Below are 16,504 nucleotides of genomic sequence, written 5' to 3'. Positions count from 1 at the left end.
AATCAGTCCAAAAGGACACGCGACATGAACGACATGACCCCCGTAACGACCACGCTCAAGGACTGGGAAACCGATCAGGAGGTGCGCTGGTGCCCCGGTTGCGGCGACTATGCGATTCTGAAGGCGGTGCAGCGCACCTTGCCGCAGCTTGGCGCCGACCCGGCCAATACGGTGTTCATTTCCGGCATCGGCTGCTCCAGCCGCTTTCCCTATTACATGGAAAGCTATGGCTTCCACACCATCCACGGGCGCGCGCCCGCGGTTGCGACGGGGGTGAAGCTCGCCAATCCCGACCTCGACGTGTGGCTGGTGACGGGCGATGGCGACGGGCTCTCCATCGGCGGCAATCACATGATGCATGTGCTGCGCCGGAACGTGAACATGCAGATCATGCTGTTCAACAATGAGATCTACGGCCTGACCAAGGGGCAATATTCGCCGACCAGCCGTCCCGGCACGACCAGCCCGTCGACGCCGGCCGGTTCGGTCGAGGCACCGGCCAGCCCGTGCGCCTTCGCCCTTGGATCGGGGGCGCGTTTCGTGGCGCGCGGTTATGACGTGTCGAAGGATCTTCCCGATGTTCTGAAGGCCGCCCATGCGCACAAAGGCGCGGCCTTTATCGAGATTTTCCAGAATTGCATCGTTTATAACAAGGATGTGTTCGACGATTTCACGCAGAAAAAGACCGCGTCCGAAACGCAGATCTGGCTGACCGACGGTGAGCCGATGCTGTTCGCGAAGGGCACGAAGGGGCTTGCGCTCGATACCGATACGCTCACGCTCAAGGTCGTGGATGTCGTCGAGGGCGATTGGCAGGGCGCAGGCGTGATGACGCACAATGCGAAGAGCAAGACGCTGGCCCACATGCTGATCGAGATGCCGTTCGGGCCGTTCCCGATGGCGCTGGGCGTGATCTACGACAATCCCGCGCCGGTTTACGAGGACATGGTCCACGCGCGCAATGCGAAGGACGCAGCCGGCAAGTCCACCGACTTCGCCGCATTGCTGCGCAAGGGGCAGACCTGGACCGTGTCGGGCACGGCGCAGGATCCGATCTGAGCGCCCGGCCGGACTAGGCGCGCGCCGTGTCCCGCCCGATCGGCAACGGGCGAAACGCGGCGGCGCACAGCACGGCCCAGCCTGTCCCGCCGAGCCATCCGGCCAGTGCATCGCTGGGCCAGTGCACGCCGAGCCCTATCCGGCTCATCGCGATGAGCGCGGCCAGAACCATCGCCGCGCCGATCAGCGCATGGCGTGCCGATGCGCGCACGACGCAAGGCGCGAAGGCCAGCGCCAGAGCGACATAGACGACCGCACCGTTGAAGCTGTGCCCGCTGGGAAAGGCGGGGCCGTCTGCCTCCGCCAGATGCGGCACGAGTTCGGGCCGGGGCCGCGCGAACGCATATTTCATCACGCTGTTCACCAGCCAGCCCGATGCCACCGTCACGAACAGCCACACCGCGATCCCCCGCCAGCGCAGGACGAACGCGGCAATACCCACTCCGATCAGCGCGAAGAAATTGCGAAGCAGCACGCCGCCCAGCGCAGTCACATCGCGCATCATTTCATGGCCCCAGCCCGGACCCCGCGCCGCCCCGTCCGCCATCCGCGGCAACCGGAGCAAAACCGTATCGAACTGTGCAGTGTGTCCGGCCAATACCGCCCAGACCACAACCGCAAACCCCGCCCACAGCAACACCGCGAAAGCGAGCATCACGGGTCGGGATGGGCGTGGCGGGGCGGGCGTTGGGGGCGCAGGTGACATCGTCATGGAACATTCGCGCAAGGCCCCCCGTTCCCGTTCCAGACATAACGACCATCAAGGAGACCTGAATGACCGCCCCGCAAATCGTCTGGCTGCGGCGCGACCTGCGTCTTTCGGATCAGCCCGCGCTGTGCGCCGCCGCGTCGCAGGGGCCGGTCATTGCGGTCTATGTGCTGGATGATGATCGGGCGGGGGATCGCGCGCTCGGCGGGGCGTCGCGATGGTGGCTTCACCACAGCCTCGACGCGATGACGCGCAGGCTCGCGCAGCATCGCTCGCGGCTGATCCTTCGGCGCGGTGACGCGGTCGAGGAACTTTGCGCCTTGGTCGAGGACACGGGGGCGGAGGCGGTCCATGCCATCCGCCATTACGAATATTGGTGGGTGAAGGCGCAGGACGCGCTGTGTGAGCGGGTCACGCTCAACCTCTATGACGGGAATTATCTGCTGCCGCCCGGCAGCGTCACGACCGGTTCGGGCGATCCGTACAAGATCTACACCCCCTTCGCAAAGGCGGCGACCCGCCAATTGCCGCAGCGCGATCCGCTCGACGTGCCGAGCCTGACGCTCCCCGACGCATGGCCCGACAGCGACGACTTGGACGACTGGAACCTCCTGCCGACACAGCCCGACTGGGCCGAAGGGTTTCGCAGCGAATGGGCCGTGGGCGAAAGCGCAGGTCAGGACCAGATCGACGAATTCTGCGAACGGGTCGCGTCCTACGAAACCGATCGCAACCTGCCGTCGGTCGACGGATCATCTCGCCTGTCGCCGCACCTCCATTGGGGCGAGATTTCGCCGACGCAGGTATGGAAGGCCCTGGAAGGGCGCAGCGGGGAAGGGCTGCACAGCTTTCGCGGCGAGTTGCTGTGGCATGACTATACGCAGAACATCATCTGCCAGTTTCCCGAATATCCCGAGAGTGGCTATCGCGAACAGTTCGAGCATTTCCCATGGCGCGATCCGGACAGCGACGAAGAGGCCGCCGCCGATCTGAAAGCGTGGCAGCAGGGGCGCACCGGATACCCCATCGTCGATGCGGGGATGCGGCAATTGTGGCATATCGGCTGGATGCACAACCGGGTGCGGATGATCGCGGCAAGCTTCCTCATCAAGCATCTGCTCATCCGCTGGACCCACGGGGAACGGTGGTACTGGGACACGTTGGTCGATGCGGATTACGCGAACAATGGCGTGAATTGGCAATGGATCGCGGGCACGGGGGTCGACAGCAACATGTTCCCGCGCATCATGGCGCCGCTCTCGCAATCGCCGAAATTCGATGCCGCCGAATATATCCGTGACTGGGTGCCCGAACTCGGCCATCTTGGCGATGACACGATTCACGATCCGGACGACGATTGCCGGCCCGACGGCTATCCCGAAAAGCGAATTGCGCACAAGGTCGCCCGGCAACGCGCGCTCGACGCCTATGGCGAAATGAAGGATCGCGCGGGATAGGGCACGGCGTGCTTTCCGCCTGTTGGCAAGCGGCGCATCCCGCGCCATAGGGAGCCGCGATGAATGCACCCGAACCACGCGGCAGGCACCTGACACAGGCGGGCCTCGACTGGCAAAATGGCACAGGCTGGCTCGCGCGGATGATATCCGGCGGGGCCGATCGGCTGGTCGAGCGTATCGACGCCGGGATTGCGACCGGCTCGATCGAGGCGCAATTGCCCGATGGCAGCCACCGCATCGTGGGCGGGCGCGCGCCGGGTTTCGCGGCGCAGATCCGGCTCCACGACTGGCGCGCCTTGTTGCGGCTCGCCACTGGCGGGTCGGTCGGGTGGTATCGCGCATGGCAACTGGGCGAATGGGACAGCCCCGATCCCGTCATGATCTTTGCGCTGTTCATCGCCAATGCCGGAACGCTCGGCTCTGTCGGGCGGGCAAAGGGGCCGTGGCGGCTGGCCAGCCGGATGCTGCACCGCTTGCGACGCAATACGAAGGCCGGGGCGCAGGTGAACATCGCGGCCCATTACGACCTCGGAAATGATTTGTACGCCGCGTGGCTCGATCCAACGATGAGCTATTCCAGCGCGATGTTTACCGACACCACGCGCGATCTGGAGCACGCGCAATTCGCCAAGGTCGATGCGCTGGCGGACCGACTCGCGTTGACGCCCGGCGACAGGGTGCTGGAAATCGGGTGCGGCTGGGGTTTTCTTGCGCGGCGGCTGGCCGATCGGCACGGGGCGGATGTCACCGCGATCAGCCTGTCGGACGAACAGCTGGCCTATGCGCGGGAGAGGGCGGAAGAGGAGGCGCTCTCCATCGATTTCCGGCGGCAGGATTACCGCGATGTCGAAGGGCAGTTCGACGCCATCGCTAGCGTCGAAATGGTCGAGGCGCTCGGCCGCGAATACTGGCCGACATACATGGATTGCATCGCCCGCAACCTGAAGCCGGGCGGGCGCGCGGCGATTCAGTATATCTCGATCCGCGACGACATTTTCGACGCCTACGCCAGCAGCGCCGATTTCATCCAGACCTATGTCTTTCCCGGCGGTCTTCTCATCCGGACAAGCGAGTTTCGCAGACTCGCCGAGGCGCGAGGCCTGTCATGGCAGGATCAGCATGATTTTGGGCGCGATTACGCCGAAACGCTCCGTATCTGGCGCGAAAATTTCGACCGCGCTGTGGAGGATGGTCTGCTCCCGCCCGGTTTCGACCGCGGATTTGTCGAGCTGTGGCGTTATTATCTCATGTATTGCGAGGGCGGTTTTCGCGGCGGCGGGATCGACGTGCATCAGGTCACGCTGATCCGACAATAGCGTCAGAGCCGCGCCGGCATGCGGCAACTCGCGACGATGGATTCGTAGGTGCCGAAATCGAGTAGATCGTGAAAGGCGCAGCCTACCGTGTTGTCGCGCCACCATATCACCTCGCATGCGAGGGGTTCGATGCCCGGCACGTAAAGCCAGCACAAGGTCCCTTCGCGCAATGGTTCAGCCGCCTTGCCGCAAAAGCCGCCGATCGAGAAATCGTGGACCACGGTTGAAAATCCGCGCCCGCCGGACGGCCTGAGTTTGGCCGGAATTGCGAGGCCGGCCGCGGTTGCATAACGGCGGTCCCGGGGCGACGCCGTCTGACGTTTTCGTTGAAGCAAGGCTTGCATCGCAACACTCCCGATGGGGATCATCGTGTTGCGAGGCAATCTCCTCTCGAAATATGAAGGTTTGCCTATCAGGCTTGATTAACGCGAAGTCTATGCCCGGTTACGAACGGCTCCGACATCAATTGCGCGACGGCTTCGCCGACCGTGTCGGGGGATTTCACCGTCTGCGGATCCTCACCTGGATAGGCGCGCGCGCGCATCGTCGTGCGGGTGGCGCCGGGGTCGACGATCGCGGTGCGGATGCACGACACCTTCGCATTTTCCTGCGCATAGCAATCGAGCAGCACGTCGAACGCGCCCTTGGTCGCGCCATACGCGCCCCAATAGGCACGCGGGTTCGCGCCCACGCTGCTGGTGATGCCGACGACGCGGCCATCCTTCGACGACTTGAGCATGGGATGGAACGCGGTCAGCAATGTCTGCGTCGCAAGGACGTTCACGGTCATCGCGCGGCTGAATTCGCGGGGGTCGATATCCTGCACCGCCGACAATTGCGGCAGGATCGCCGCATTGATGACCAGCATGTCGAGCGCGTCCCAGCGGCCCCGGATCGCGGCGGCAAGCCGCGCGACCGCATCGGGTTCGGACAGGTCCATCGGCGCGATGGTGGCGCTTCCGCCGGCGGTGTGGATCGCGTCCTCCACCTGTTCCAGCGCGGTGTCGCTGCGCGCAGTGAGCACGACATGCGCCCCTCGCGCGGCCAGCGATTGCGCGATCGCCGCACCGATCCCGCGCGACGCCCCGGTGACGAGCGCGAGCTGCCCGTCGAGATTCTTCTCGTCGCTCACGCCGCCGTCTCCTGCAGCAGGGACATCTGATCGGGGTCGGTGCGCTCTTCGAGGTCGGTGAGCTTCGTCGGATAATCGCCGGTAAAGCACGCGTCGCAATATTGCGGGCACTTGGACCTGCGCTCTTCCTCACCCACCGCGCGATAGAGACCGTCGATGGAGACGAAGGCCAGGCTGTCGGCCTGGATGAATTCGCGCATGGCCTCGACTTCCATCCGCGCGGCCAGCAATTTGGAGCGCTCTGGCGTGTCCACGCCATAGAAACAGCTGTGCATGGTCGGCGGGCTGGCGATGCGCATGTGCACCTCGGTGGCGCCGGCATCGCGCATCATCTGCACGATCTTGAGGCTGGTGGTGCCGCGCACGATGCTGTCGTCGATGAGCACGATCCGCTTGCCCTCGACCAGCGCGCGGTTGGCGTTGTGCTTGCGGCTGACGCTGCTCGACCTTGCGCCGTCGGACGGTTGAATGAAGGTCCGGCCCACGTAATGCGAGCGGATGATGCCAAGCTCGAACGGCTTGCCCGATTGCTGCGCATAGCCGATCGCCGCCGGCACGCCCGAATCCGGCACCGGGATGACGAGATCGACATCGGCGGGCGATTCGATGGCGAGCTGCTCTCCGATGGCCTTGCGCACGGAATAGACCGAGCGGCCCGCCGAAATCGAATCGGGACGGCTGAAATACACATGCTCGAAGATGCACGGGCGTGATCCGCGATTGCCGAACGGGCGGTGGCTCTTCGTCTTTCCGTCGAAATCCACCTCGATCAGCTCGCCCGGTTCCACCTCGCGTTCGAAATCGGCCCCGATGATGTCGAGCGCGACCGTCTCGCTGGCAAAGACCACCGCATCGCCGACCCGCCCCATGACGAGCGGCCGGATGCCGAGCGGATCGCGGCAGGCCATCATCCCCTTGGGCGTCATGCAGATCAGCGCATAGGCCCCTTCGACAAGGCGCAGCGCATCGACGAACCGGTCGAGCAGGGTGGGATAGCGGCTCGTCGCGACGAGATGGACGATCACCTCGGTGTCCGAAGTGGACTGAAAGATTGCGCCCTTGCGGACCAGATCGGCGCGCAGATGCATCGCGTTCGAGATATTGCCGTTATGCGCGATCGCGAAACCGCCGGTGGCGAGTTCGGCATAGAGCGGCTGAATATTGCGGAGGCCCGATCCGCCGGTGGTGGAATAGCGGACATGGCCCGCCGCCATCGACCCCGGAAGTTCGGCGATGGCGTCGCCCGCGCCGAAATTTTCGGCCACATGGCCGAGCCCGCGCCGGACATAGAATTCCGCCCCGTCATAGCTGACGATGCCGGCCGCTTCCTGCCCGCGGTGCTGCAGCGCGTGCAGGCCAAGCGCGGTCAGCGCGGTCGCGTCGCGCGCGTTGATGGCGCCAAAAACGCCGCATTCCTCGCGCAGCGTATCCCCGTCCTCGTCATGGAAGGGATGGTTCACGTGTGTCTCGATGGTCATGTTCGCGCAATGTCCCGGATCGGCCCGATGGGTGGCCGTTTCGTGCAGGGCGTGATCGCCCCCGTTCGCTGGCGCCGCTTTGCCGAGAAATGCGTTCGATTACAACCTGTGTGTTGCACCGCCCGCGCGTTTGCACCGGAACGCTTGCCACACAGGGCCGCACCGCCTACTTCACCTTGCGTTAAAGCCGCCCTGTTCATGGGGCGCCTGCACCTTCCCATAATGCACGGACCGCCACCCCTCGTGATCCTATCCCCTTTCGAATGGACGATCGCCAAACGTTACATGCTGCCCGGCAAGGGGGAGCGTTTCATCGCGCTCGTCGCGGGCATCAGCCTCGTGGCGGTCATGCTCGGCGTGGCCGCGCTCGTCATCGTGATGAGCGTGATGAACGGGTTTCGCGCCGAATTGATGGACAAGATCGTGGGCCTGAACGGCCATGCCATCGTGCAGGCCTATGGCGGCCGGCTCGACAACTGGCGCGACGTGCTGGAAGACGTGCGGGAAACGGAGGGCGTGACACGTGCCTCCCCGCTGATCGAGCAGCCGCTGCTCGCCACGTTCAACGGGCGGGTGGAGGCCGTGCTGGTCCGCGGGAACGAGCCGGACGATATCGCAAGGCTCGCCGACAAGAACGTCATGGGCGATCTGTCGCGGGTGCGGCCAGGCTCCAACACGGTGGCGATCGGCGCGCGGCTGGCGCAGACGCTCGGAATGCGGCTCGGCGATACGATCACCATCATCAATCCGCAGGGGCGCACGACGCCGTTCGGCACGGTGCCGCGCGAAATCGGCTATGAAATCGGGGCGATCTTCGAAATCGGCATATACGAGTATGACAATTCCTTCGTCGTGATGGCGATGGAGGATGCGCAGACGCTCATGCTTTCCGGCAATTCCATCGGCATGATCGAGGTGCTGACCGAAGACCCGGATACGGTCGAGCAGACGATGGCACCCATCGCGCAAAGGCTTGCCGGGCGGGCGGTGGTGTCCGACTGGAAAACGATCAACGCCTCTCTCTTCGAAGCCTTGGCGGTGGAGCGGGTGGCGATGTTCGTGGTGCTGTCGATCATCGTGCTGGTCGCGGTGTTCAACATCCTGTCCTCGCTCATCATGCTGGTCCGGGCAAAGACGCGCGACATTGCAATTTTGCGCACCATGGGCGCGACGCGGCGGTCCATATTGAAGATTTTCGTGACGGCCGGGTTCCTGATCGGGGCGATGGGCACGATGGCGGGGTTGCTTTTGGGGTTCGTCGCGCTCGAATTCCGGCAATCGGTGGTGCGCGCGATGGAATTGTTCACCGGACAGGAATTGTGGGATCCCTCGATCCGTTTCCTCACCGAACTGCCCGCGCGCACCGACCCGGCCGAGGTGACCGTCATCGTCGTGATGGCGCTCGTGCTGTCGTTCCTCGCCACGCTCTACCCCGCGTTCAAGGCGGCGAGCACCGATCCCGTTCAGGTTCTGCGCTATGAATGATACCGTATCGTCCGCGCCCGTCGTCCGGCTCCACGATCTTCGCCGCAGCTTTACGCAAGGCGGCGTCACGATCGAGGTGCTGCGCGGGGTCGAATTGTCGATCATGCCGGGCGAGATCGTCGCCCTGCTCGGCCCGTCGGGTTCGGGCAAGTCCACCATGCTTCAGGCGGTCGGCCTGCTAGAAGGCGGGTTTCGCGGCAAGATCGAGATTGCCGGCGTCGAGGCCAGCGCGCTCAATGGCGATGCGCGCACGGCGCTGCGGCGCGAACATCTCGGCTTCGTCTACCAGTTTCACCATCTGCTTCCCGATTTCGACGCGCGCGAGAATGTCGTCCTGCCGCAACTCGTCGCCGGGCGGGCGCGGGGCGAGGCGCAGGCACGCGCCGACGAATTGCTCGGTGCGCTCGGCCTGTCACAACGGCTCGACCATCGGCCCAGCCAGCTTTCCGGCGGGGAGCAGCAGCGTGTCGCCGTCGCCCGCGCGCTCGCCAACCGGCCCGAGCTGGTCCTCGCCGACGAACCGACCGGTAATCTCGACGAGGCCACGGCGGACCGCGTGCTAGAGGAATTCCTGCGCCTCGTGCGCGGGCAGGGCAGCTCCGCGCTCATCGCGACGCACAACGAGCGGCTCGCCCGGCGCATGGACCGCGTCGTCCGCCTGCACGAAGGGCGTCTTCGCGCAGGGTAGCCGCGCCAATCCGCCTTGCGAACCGGAACCGGGGTGGACTAAGGGGCGTTGATCGATGGAACCGTCTTAACAAAGGATCTTTCAGGTGAGCCATTCCCCCACTACTTTTCGCGGCGAGTCGCCCAATCTCAACGGGATCGAGTGGGACGATCATGCCGCGATCCACAATCGTCCGAACGGCAATGAAAGCAACATGCTGCGTGGTTTCAACGTGATGCGCGAAGGCACGTTCGCCGAAATGGTCCGCTTCGTCGACCATCTGCCAGAAGAAGAGCGTGAGCATCTCGTGATTCAGAAATCGGGCGACCGGGTGTTCACGCTTCCCGAAATTCTGGCGCTGGCCCGGCATGACGATTTCCCCGAGGCCGACTGACCCGCGCCTGGCGGATCGCGCCGCGGTCCGTTAACGGGTGAAAATATCGCCCGCCCCCTCGCATGGGGGCGGGCGTTTCGCTATCTATCGCGCGATGGCATACGCAGATTTCGTACCCCTTCGCGTCTTTTCCAGCTTTACCATGCTGGAAGGCGCGATCGATCCCAAGGCATTGGCAAAGCTGGCGAAGGCGCGCGGCTTTCCCGCCGTGGCCATTTGCGACCGGAACGGGCTTTACGGCGCGATTCCCTTTGCAGGGGAGTGCAAGGCCCAAGGGGTGCAGCCGGTCATCGGCACCTTCCTCGCGGTGCAGCGCCCGGGGCGGGAGCAGATCGACTGGATCGCGCTCTATGCGCAGGATGAAACCGGGTGGGACAATCTGTGCCATCTGGTTAGCGCGGCGCATCTCGACCGGCCGCTCCACTTCGATCCGCATGTCGGCATGGACATGCTGGAGGGGCGAACGGATGGCCTTTTGTGCCTGACCGGCGCGGGGGAGGGGGCGCTCGCCCGCCTTTTCGCCGAAGGGCAGGAGGACGAGGCGGCGGCCTATTGCGACCGGTTGCAGGCACTGTTCGGCGACCGGCTCTATATCGAAATCGCGCGCAGCGGCGCCCCGAACGAGGCCGAGGCCGAAGACGCGCTGATCGACCTTGCCTATGCGCGCGACTTGCCGTTGGTGGCGAGCAATCCCGCCCTGTTTGACGAGGCGCCGTTCCATCCCGCGCATGATGCGCTGCTGTGTATCGCCAACAGCACGCATATCGACGCGACCGACCGCCCGCGTGCGCCGCGCGATGCGTGGGTCAAACCGGCACCGGTCATGCAAGAATTGTTCGCCGACCTGCCCGAGGCGACCGGCAATACGTTGGTCGTGGCGCAGCGCACCGCGTTCATGCCGCCCTATCGCAAGCCGATTTTGCCCAGCCTCGCCGGCGATCAGGAGGGCGAGGCGAAGGCCCTGGCCGAGGATGCGCGGCGCGGCCTCGATAAACGGCTCGAAATCTATCCCGATCTGTCGGAGGAGGCGCGGGAGAAATATTATGCCCGGCTGAAATTCGAGGTCGAGATCATCACCGGAATGGGCTTTCCGGGATACTTCCTCATCGTGGCCGACTTCATCAAATGGGCGAAGGACAATGGCATCCCGGTCGGGCCGGGGCGCGGCTCCGGCGCGGGCAGTCTCGTCGCGTGGGCGCTGACCATTACCGACCTCGATCCGCTGCGGCTCGGCCTGCTGTTCGAACGGTTCCTCAATCCCGAACGCGTGTCGATGCCCGACTTCGACATCGATTTTTGCGAAACGCGGCGGGGCGAGGTGATCCGCTATGTGCAGAAGAAATACGGGCACGACCATGTCGCGCAGATCATCACCTTCGGCAAGATGAAGGCCCGCGCCGTGCTGCGCGATTGCGGCCGCATCCTGCAGATGAGCTACGGCCATGTCGACCGGCTGTGCAAGATGGTGCCGAACCACCCGACGGACCCCTGGACGCTGGAACGCACGCTCAACGGCGCGTCCGATTTTGCCGGCGAATATCGCCGCGACAAGGATGTGCAGCGGCTCGTCGATCTCGCCCGTCAGCTTGAAGGGTTGCCTCGCAATTCCTCCACCCACGCGGCGGGCGTGGTAATCGGGGATCGCCCGCTGAGCCAGCTCGTGCCGCTCTATCGCGATCCGCGATCCGACATGCCGGTCACCCAATTCGACATGAAGCATGTGGAATCGAGCGGGCTGGTAAAGTTCGACTTTCTCGGCCTCAAGACGCTGTCTGTGCTGCGCAAGGCGATCGACCTGCTGGCGCAGCGGGGCATCGCCATCGATCTCGACACGCTGTCGTGGGAGGATGCGGGCGTGTTCGACCTGTTGAAGCGCGGCGATACGGTCGGCGTGTTTCAGCTCGAATCCGAAGGCATGCGCCGCACGCTGTCGGCCGTGAAACCGACGAAGTTCGAGGATATCATCGCCCTCGTCTCGCTGTATCGTCCCGGCCCGATGGACAATATCCCCCTGTTCGGACAGCGCAAGAACGGGCAGGCGGAGATCGAATATCCGCATGAAAAGCTCGAAGGCATCCTTGCCGAAACCTACGGCATCTTCGTCTATCAGGAACAGGTGATGCAGGCCGCGCAGATCCTCGCCGGATATTCGCTCGGCGATGCGGACCTGCTGCGCCGCGCCATGGGCAAGAAGGTGCAGGCCGAAATGGACGCGCAGCGGCAGCGTTTCGTCGAGGGGTGCAAGCGCGTGTCGGACATCGACAAGGCGAAGGCGAATGAGCTGTTCGACTTGATCGACAAGTTCGCAGGGTACGGCTTCAACAAATCGCACGCCGCCGCCTATGCACTACTGGCGTATCAGACCGCGTGGCTGAAGGCGCATTACCCGCACGAGTTTTACGCGGCGTCGATGTGTTTCGACATGCATCAATCGGAAAAGCTTTCGATCTTCGTCGATGACATGCGGCGGGCAGGCGTTGCACTCGCCGGGCCGGACATCAACCATTCGGAGGCCGAGTTCACCGTCGAGCCGACCGAGGACGGGCATCAGGTCCGCTATGCGCTCGCCGGCATTCGCAATGTCGGGGAAAAGGCGATGGACGCGGTCGTGAACGAGCGCATTGCGCGCGGGCGGTTCGAAAACCTCGCCGACCTGTTCCGCCGCCTTCCGCCCGGCGCGATGAACCGCCGCGGGCTCGAGGGGCTGGCCGCGGCGGGCGCGCTCGATACGCTGGAGCCGAACCGGGCGAAGATCATCGCCAATGCGGACATGCTGCTGGCCGTGGCGGACGCCGCCGCGCGCGAGAAGACGAGCGGGCAGGCCGGGCTTTTCGGGGCGGAGGAAGAAGACGCGCAGGATCTGCGCATGGTCGACGCCGAACGCTGGCCCCGGACCGAACAGATGGCGAAGGAGCGCGAGAATTTCGGGTTCTACTTTGCCGCGCACCCGGTCGAACAATGGCGCGCGGTCGCCGGCGCCAATGGCGCGCGCACCCATGCCAGCCTGACCGTCGGCGATGTCGGCGGACAGGGCGCCGGCGGGCAGGGCCGCACCAATGCGGTGATGGCCGTGCTGGTCGAAAGCGTGAACAAGCGCAAGACGCGCAAGGGCCGCGATTTCGTCATGGCCGATTTCTCGGACCAGTCGGGGCAGTTTTCGGCAAGCTGTTTCGAGGAAGCCCTGGTCGACAGCTTCGTCAAATGGGCGGCGAGCGGGGAATGCGTCCTGCTCAACGTCGAACTCGACCGGCCCAGCATCGATGAACCCCCGCGCGTCACCGTGCGCGGCGCCCGACCGCTGGCCGAGGTGAAGGGCACGGCGCGCATGGTTCTGCGCCTTTCGGTATCGCGGGTGGATGCCATGGCACAGCTGGCGGCGATGCTGCCCACCGGCCCCGATGCCACCGGCGAGGTCATCGCGCGGCTGCAACTGGACGAAGGGCGCGAGGCGGTAATGAGCCTCGGCCGGCGTTTCATGCTCGATGGCGAACTGGTCGACCGGATTGCCGAGATCGATGGCATCGCGGCGACAACGCTGGAGGCGAAACGGGTGCAGGATCTGAAGCTGGTGGCGTGAATTCCGGCGTTCGCGGGCACGGGCGTCGGATCGGGCAGATCCAAGCTATATCCCGAGTGTCGTGCAATCGAGACGACCGCGAAGGCCCGCTCGAAACGCGCTTCCTCCGGTCCGGCATCCGCGCAGCCTATGAATGGTACGCGGCCCTTCGTGCAGCGCAAAGGGCGGGGAATGACGGCGCGCGTTTGCGAAAAAACAGCGAAGGGGCGCGTTCGCTTGCACGGTTGCGTGTGCAGTTTTGCCCTTCGCCCGTTCGGATTTTCGCCTATAGCGCGTCACCGGGGCGTTGCACCCCTTGCGGATCGGCAGCTGGAGACACGCATTGGCACCAAGATATGTTTTGAACCTGACCTGCGACGATCGTGCCGGTCTTGTCGCCAAGGTTGCCGGTTTCCTTGCCGCAAAGGGCGGAAACATTACCGAGGCGCAGCATTACAACGATGCCGCGACGGGGCGGTTCTTCATGCGGGTACAATTCGATCCCGGCCCGGCGACGCTGAACGCGTATCGGGACGATTTCGCGTCCGAGGCCCAATCGATGTCGGCGCGCTGGACGCTTCGCGACACGGCGGTGCGGCGCAAGGTCGTGTTGATGGTGTCGAAATTCGACCACTGCCTGGCCGATCTTCTTTACCGGCACAGAATTGGTGAGCTTTCGATGGATGTGGTCGCGATCGTGTCCAATCATCCGCGCAACGCGCTCACCCTGTCGCTGATCGGCGATATTCCTTACTACCATTTTCCGATCACGGCGGAGACCAAGCCGCGGCAGGAAGCGCAGGTCAAGCAGGTGATCGCGGATACGGGCGCCGAGCTGGTGGTGCTGGCGCGTTACATGCAGATTCTCTCGGACGATTTCGCGCGCTTTCTCTCCGGCCGGTGCATCAATATCCATCACAGCTTCCTGCCGGGATTCAAGGGCGCCAAACCCTATCATCAGGCGCATGATCGCGGCGTGAAGATGATCGGCGCGACGGCCCATTACGTGACCGCCGATCTGGACGAAGGGCCGATCATCCATCAGGATGTCGAAGCCGTCACCCATTCCGATACGCCCGACATGCTGGTGGCCAAGGGGCGCGATGTCGAACGGCGCGTACTCGCCCGCGCGGTTCGCGCCCATCTTGAGGATCGTGTCTTCCTCAATGGCTTCAGGACCGTGGTTTTTTAAACGCTTTTGCGGGCGCGGCAACGCGGCGCCTGCCCTTATCTCAAAATAACGTAATAGCAGGCCGAAAATAAAACTGCCGAAACGAGAAAGATGATAATTTCCGAATGCTTGCGCCGAAACCGACGCAACGCGCGTTTTTTGAATGATTTTTCAAGACTGCCCCCCGACAACCGTTGAATTTGGTCAACAACCTGACCGGTACGCCCCCATTTCGCGGAACTTCGCCAAAAGCCATTGGACTAATCATGCTCTGGTCAGGTAATGTCTTAACATCCCAAGATCGACGGGGTGATGTCAAACGGTGTTACAGCCGGGCGCGGTCCCGTTTTGGGACAGCGAAACCGAAAATCCGTCGTTAACCGATATTTATGAGCGAGCGTACCGGAATGTTTTCTTCGCGCAAACGGTCCGCGCCGCCGAGATCGGCGAGATCGATCGCGAATAGTGCCTGCTCGACTCGCGCGCCCGCATCGCGGAGGAGGCGCGCCGCCGCCAGCGCGGTTCCCCCGGTGGCCAACAGATCGTCCACCAGCACGACCGGTGTATCGGGGACGCATGCATCATCATGCATTTCGAGCGTATCGCTCCCGTATTCGAGCTCGTATTCGATCGACAGACGCGTACCCGGCAGCTTTCCCGGCTTGCGAAGCATGATCATGCCCCACCCCATGCGATAGGCGAGGGCGGAGGCAAAGATGAAACCGCGCGCCTCGATCCCGGCCAGCATGCACGGTTGGGTGTCGTCCAAAAGCTCCGCCATGCGGTCGATCGCGGTTTGAAACGCCGCACCGTCGAGCAGAAGCGTGCTGATATCGCGAAAGGCGATACCCGGTTTGGGATGGTCGGCGATTTCGCGGACGAGCGCGAGAAGATCGGCATTGTCGGTCATCGCGCGACGCTAGACGCTCTTGCACAATTGCAAAAGAGCGATCAAGGCGCGGCAAGCCGAAGCGTGCCCGTCCCCGCACGCCGATCGACGTGACCGCCCGACCGGAACGGCGGACGCCCTGCTCCATTGTAGAAAAGCCATGCTGCGACATTTCCCCCTACACGCTTATCTTCGTTCCTTGCCCAGGGCCGCCGCCATGATCGCGGCGGCGTCGGTCGGCGTTCCCGCGCTTGCGCAGGATATCGAGGCTCCCGACGGTGACGAGCGTCCGCCCGAAGCCGTGCCGCCCGGCGATGCGACGCCAAATGCGCAGGATCCGGATCGCGTCACCTGGTCCGTCGGGGCGACGGCGGTAGGCCAATATATTTCGCGCGGGGTGGCCTTTTCGCAAGAGCCGAGCCTGCAACCGTTCGTGTCGGCTCGGATCGCTCTGCCGGAGCTGGAGGGCGGGGCGCTCACCGGGGTGACGGCCTTCGTCGGCACCTGGAACAGCATTCAGAGCGGTGGCCCGGGTCTGGGCCAGGCGAATGACGGTCCGGTGCCGGGATGGTACGAAGCGGATATCTATTCCGGGATCGCACTGACCTTCCGGGAACGGTTCACGGTGTCGGTCGCATGGTATCGGTATATCTCGCCTGCCGATTCCTTTACCGATTACGACGATTTTGAAATGATCCTGCGGTTCGACGACACGCAATTCTGGAAAGGGCGCGTCCCTCTCGATAATTTCAGCCTGTCGCCTTCGCTACGCATGGTGCAGGAGGAGGGGCAGCCGCTGCGCGACGACGCGCTTTATGTGCAGCCTTCGCTCACGCCGAGCTTTACCGTGGGCACGGAAACGCCGGTCACCGTGTCGGTGCCGCTGATGGTCGGATTGTCGGACAGTTTTTACAGGGGTGTCGATGGCGGCAATCCCGATTTCGGCTTTTTCCGCACCGGCCTGACCCTCGCGATCAGCCCGATCGAAACGGCGTCCGCGCTGTCGTTCAATGGCGGGATCGATGTGTGGATGCTCAACGACGATGTCGCCAACGGGCTGGACGACAATGAATTCGTGGGCCGGATCGGGGCGCGTTACAGCTTTTGAAAGGCGGGCCGGGCTTTCGCCTATCGCCATTGTTGCGTGCGCGGCCTATTCATGGCGATCACATGCGATGGATCGAGCGGGAC

Annotated in this window: 14 protein-coding genes; 9 read left to right on the top strand and 5 right to left on the bottom strand. The window is 64.0% G+C overall.

The window, feature by feature from the left end; all coding sequences use genetic code 11:
* Window positions 1–24 precede the first annotated feature (24 nt).
* On the top strand, window positions 25–1,059 hold the full coding sequence (locus tag K4G67_RS05925; protein WP_239805463.1) for a 2-oxoacid:ferredoxin oxidoreductase subunit beta: 1,035 nt from the start codon (window positions 25–27) through the stop codon (window positions 1,057–1,059).
* Between the two features lie 13 nt (window positions 1,060–1,072).
* On the opposite strand, the gene K4G67_RS05920 is transcribed toward K4G67_RS05925, so the two are convergent.
* On the bottom strand, window positions 1,073–1,714 hold the full coding sequence (locus tag K4G67_RS05920) for a phosphatase PAP2 family protein (protein WP_239805692.1): 642 nt from the start codon (window positions 1,712–1,714) through the stop codon (window positions 1,073–1,075).
* 119 nt (window positions 1,715–1,833) lie between these two features.
* On the opposite strand from K4G67_RS05920, the gene K4G67_RS05915 reads away from it, so the two are divergent.
* Together K4G67_RS05915 and K4G67_RS05910 are read left to right on the top strand one after the other, a co-directional pair.
* Complete coding sequence (locus tag K4G67_RS05915; RefSeq protein WP_239805462.1) at window positions 1,834–3,225, top strand: cryptochrome/photolyase family protein; 1,392 nt, start codon at window positions 1,834–1,836, stop codon at window positions 3,223–3,225.
* 59 nt (window positions 3,226–3,284) lie between these two features.
* Window positions 3,285–4,541, top strand: a complete 1,257-nt coding sequence (locus K4G67_RS05910) for an SAM-dependent methyltransferase (protein WP_239805461.1) — start codon at window positions 3,285–3,287, stop codon at window positions 4,539–4,541.
* Window positions 4,542–4,543: 2 nt separating this feature from the next.
* Here K4G67_RS05910 and K4G67_RS05905 read toward each other — a convergent pair whose 3' ends face one another.
* The 3 genes from K4G67_RS05905 to purF all read right to left on the bottom strand — a co-directional run bounded on the left by K4G67_RS05905 (window position 4,544) and on the right by purF (window position 7,151).
* The gene (locus K4G67_RS05905; protein WP_239805460.1) at window positions 4,544–4,885 is read right to left on the bottom strand and encodes a PilZ domain-containing protein; all 342 of its coding nucleotides are present in this window, start codon (window positions 4,883–4,885) and stop codon (window positions 4,544–4,546) included.
* A gap of 68 nt (window positions 4,886–4,953) precedes the next feature.
* Window positions 4,954–5,673, bottom strand: a complete 720-nt coding sequence (locus K4G67_RS05900) for an SDR family NAD(P)-dependent oxidoreductase (RefSeq protein WP_239805459.1) — start codon at window positions 5,671–5,673, stop codon at window positions 4,954–4,956.
* Window positions 5,670–7,151 (bottom strand): amidophosphoribosyltransferase, encoded by a 1,482-nt coding sequence (purF, locus tag K4G67_RS05895; protein ID WP_239805458.1) that lies wholly within the window; start codon window positions 7,149–7,151, stop codon window positions 5,670–5,672. Before purF ends, K4G67_RS05900 begins: the two co-directional genes overlap by 4 nt.
* A 243-nt stretch (window positions 7,152–7,394) precedes the next feature.
* Between purF and K4G67_RS05890 the strand changes: the two genes are divergently transcribed.
* The 5 genes from K4G67_RS05890 to purU all read left to right on the top strand — a co-directional run bounded on the left by K4G67_RS05890 (window position 7,395) and on the right by purU (window position 14,445).
* Window positions 7,395–8,636 carry a lipoprotein-releasing ABC transporter permease subunit gene (locus K4G67_RS05890; RefSeq protein WP_239805457.1) on the top strand — a complete coding sequence of 414 codons (1,242 nt, stop codon included), beginning with the start codon at window positions 7,395–7,397 and terminating at the stop codon, window positions 8,634–8,636.
* Window positions 8,629–9,324 carry an ABC transporter ATP-binding protein gene (locus tag K4G67_RS05885; RefSeq protein ID WP_239805456.1) on the top strand — a complete coding sequence of 232 codons (696 nt, stop codon included), beginning with the start codon at window positions 8,629–8,631 and terminating at the stop codon, window positions 9,322–9,324. The genes K4G67_RS05890 and K4G67_RS05885 overlap by 8 nt, the downstream gene beginning before the upstream one ends.
* 85 nt (window positions 9,325–9,409) lie before the next feature.
* Entirely contained in the window at window positions 9,410–9,697 is a 288-nt protein-coding gene (locus K4G67_RS05880) for a hypothetical protein (protein ID WP_239805455.1), read from the top strand.
* A 94-nt stretch (window positions 9,698–9,791) separates the two neighbouring features.
* Window positions 9,792–13,274, top strand: a complete 3,483-nt coding sequence (dnaE, locus tag K4G67_RS05875) for a DNA polymerase III subunit alpha (RefSeq protein ID WP_239805454.1) — start codon at window positions 9,792–9,794, stop codon at window positions 13,272–13,274.
* Window positions 13,275–13,596: 322 nt separating this feature from the next.
* On the top strand, window positions 13,597–14,445 hold the full coding sequence (purU, locus tag K4G67_RS05870; protein ID WP_239805453.1) for a formyltetrahydrofolate deformylase: 849 nt from the start codon (window positions 13,597–13,599) through the stop codon (window positions 14,443–14,445).
* A 355-nt stretch (window positions 14,446–14,800) separates the two neighbouring features.
* On the opposite strand, the gene K4G67_RS05865 is transcribed toward purU, so the two are convergent.
* Complete coding sequence (locus K4G67_RS05865) at window positions 14,801–15,334, bottom strand: adenine phosphoribosyltransferase (RefSeq protein ID WP_239805452.1); 534 nt, start codon at window positions 15,332–15,334, stop codon at window positions 14,801–14,803.
* A gap of 196 nt (window positions 15,335–15,530) precedes the next feature.
* Here K4G67_RS05865 and K4G67_RS05860 point away from each other — a divergent pair, with 196 nt between their 5' ends.
* Window positions 15,531–16,421 (top strand): hypothetical protein, encoded by an 891-nt coding sequence (locus tag K4G67_RS05860; RefSeq protein ID WP_239805451.1) that lies wholly within the window; start codon window positions 15,531–15,533, stop codon window positions 16,419–16,421.
* Window positions 16,422–16,504: the final 83 nt, after the last annotated feature.

Source organism: Croceicoccus hydrothermalis (assembly GCF_022378335.1).
In the GTDB taxonomy this organism is placed as follows: Bacteria; Pseudomonadota; Alphaproteobacteria; order Sphingomonadales; family Sphingomonadaceae; genus Croceicoccus; species Croceicoccus hydrothermalis.
Note: the sequence above shows the minus strand (reverse complement) of the source record. Positions and strands in the feature narration are given on the sequence as shown.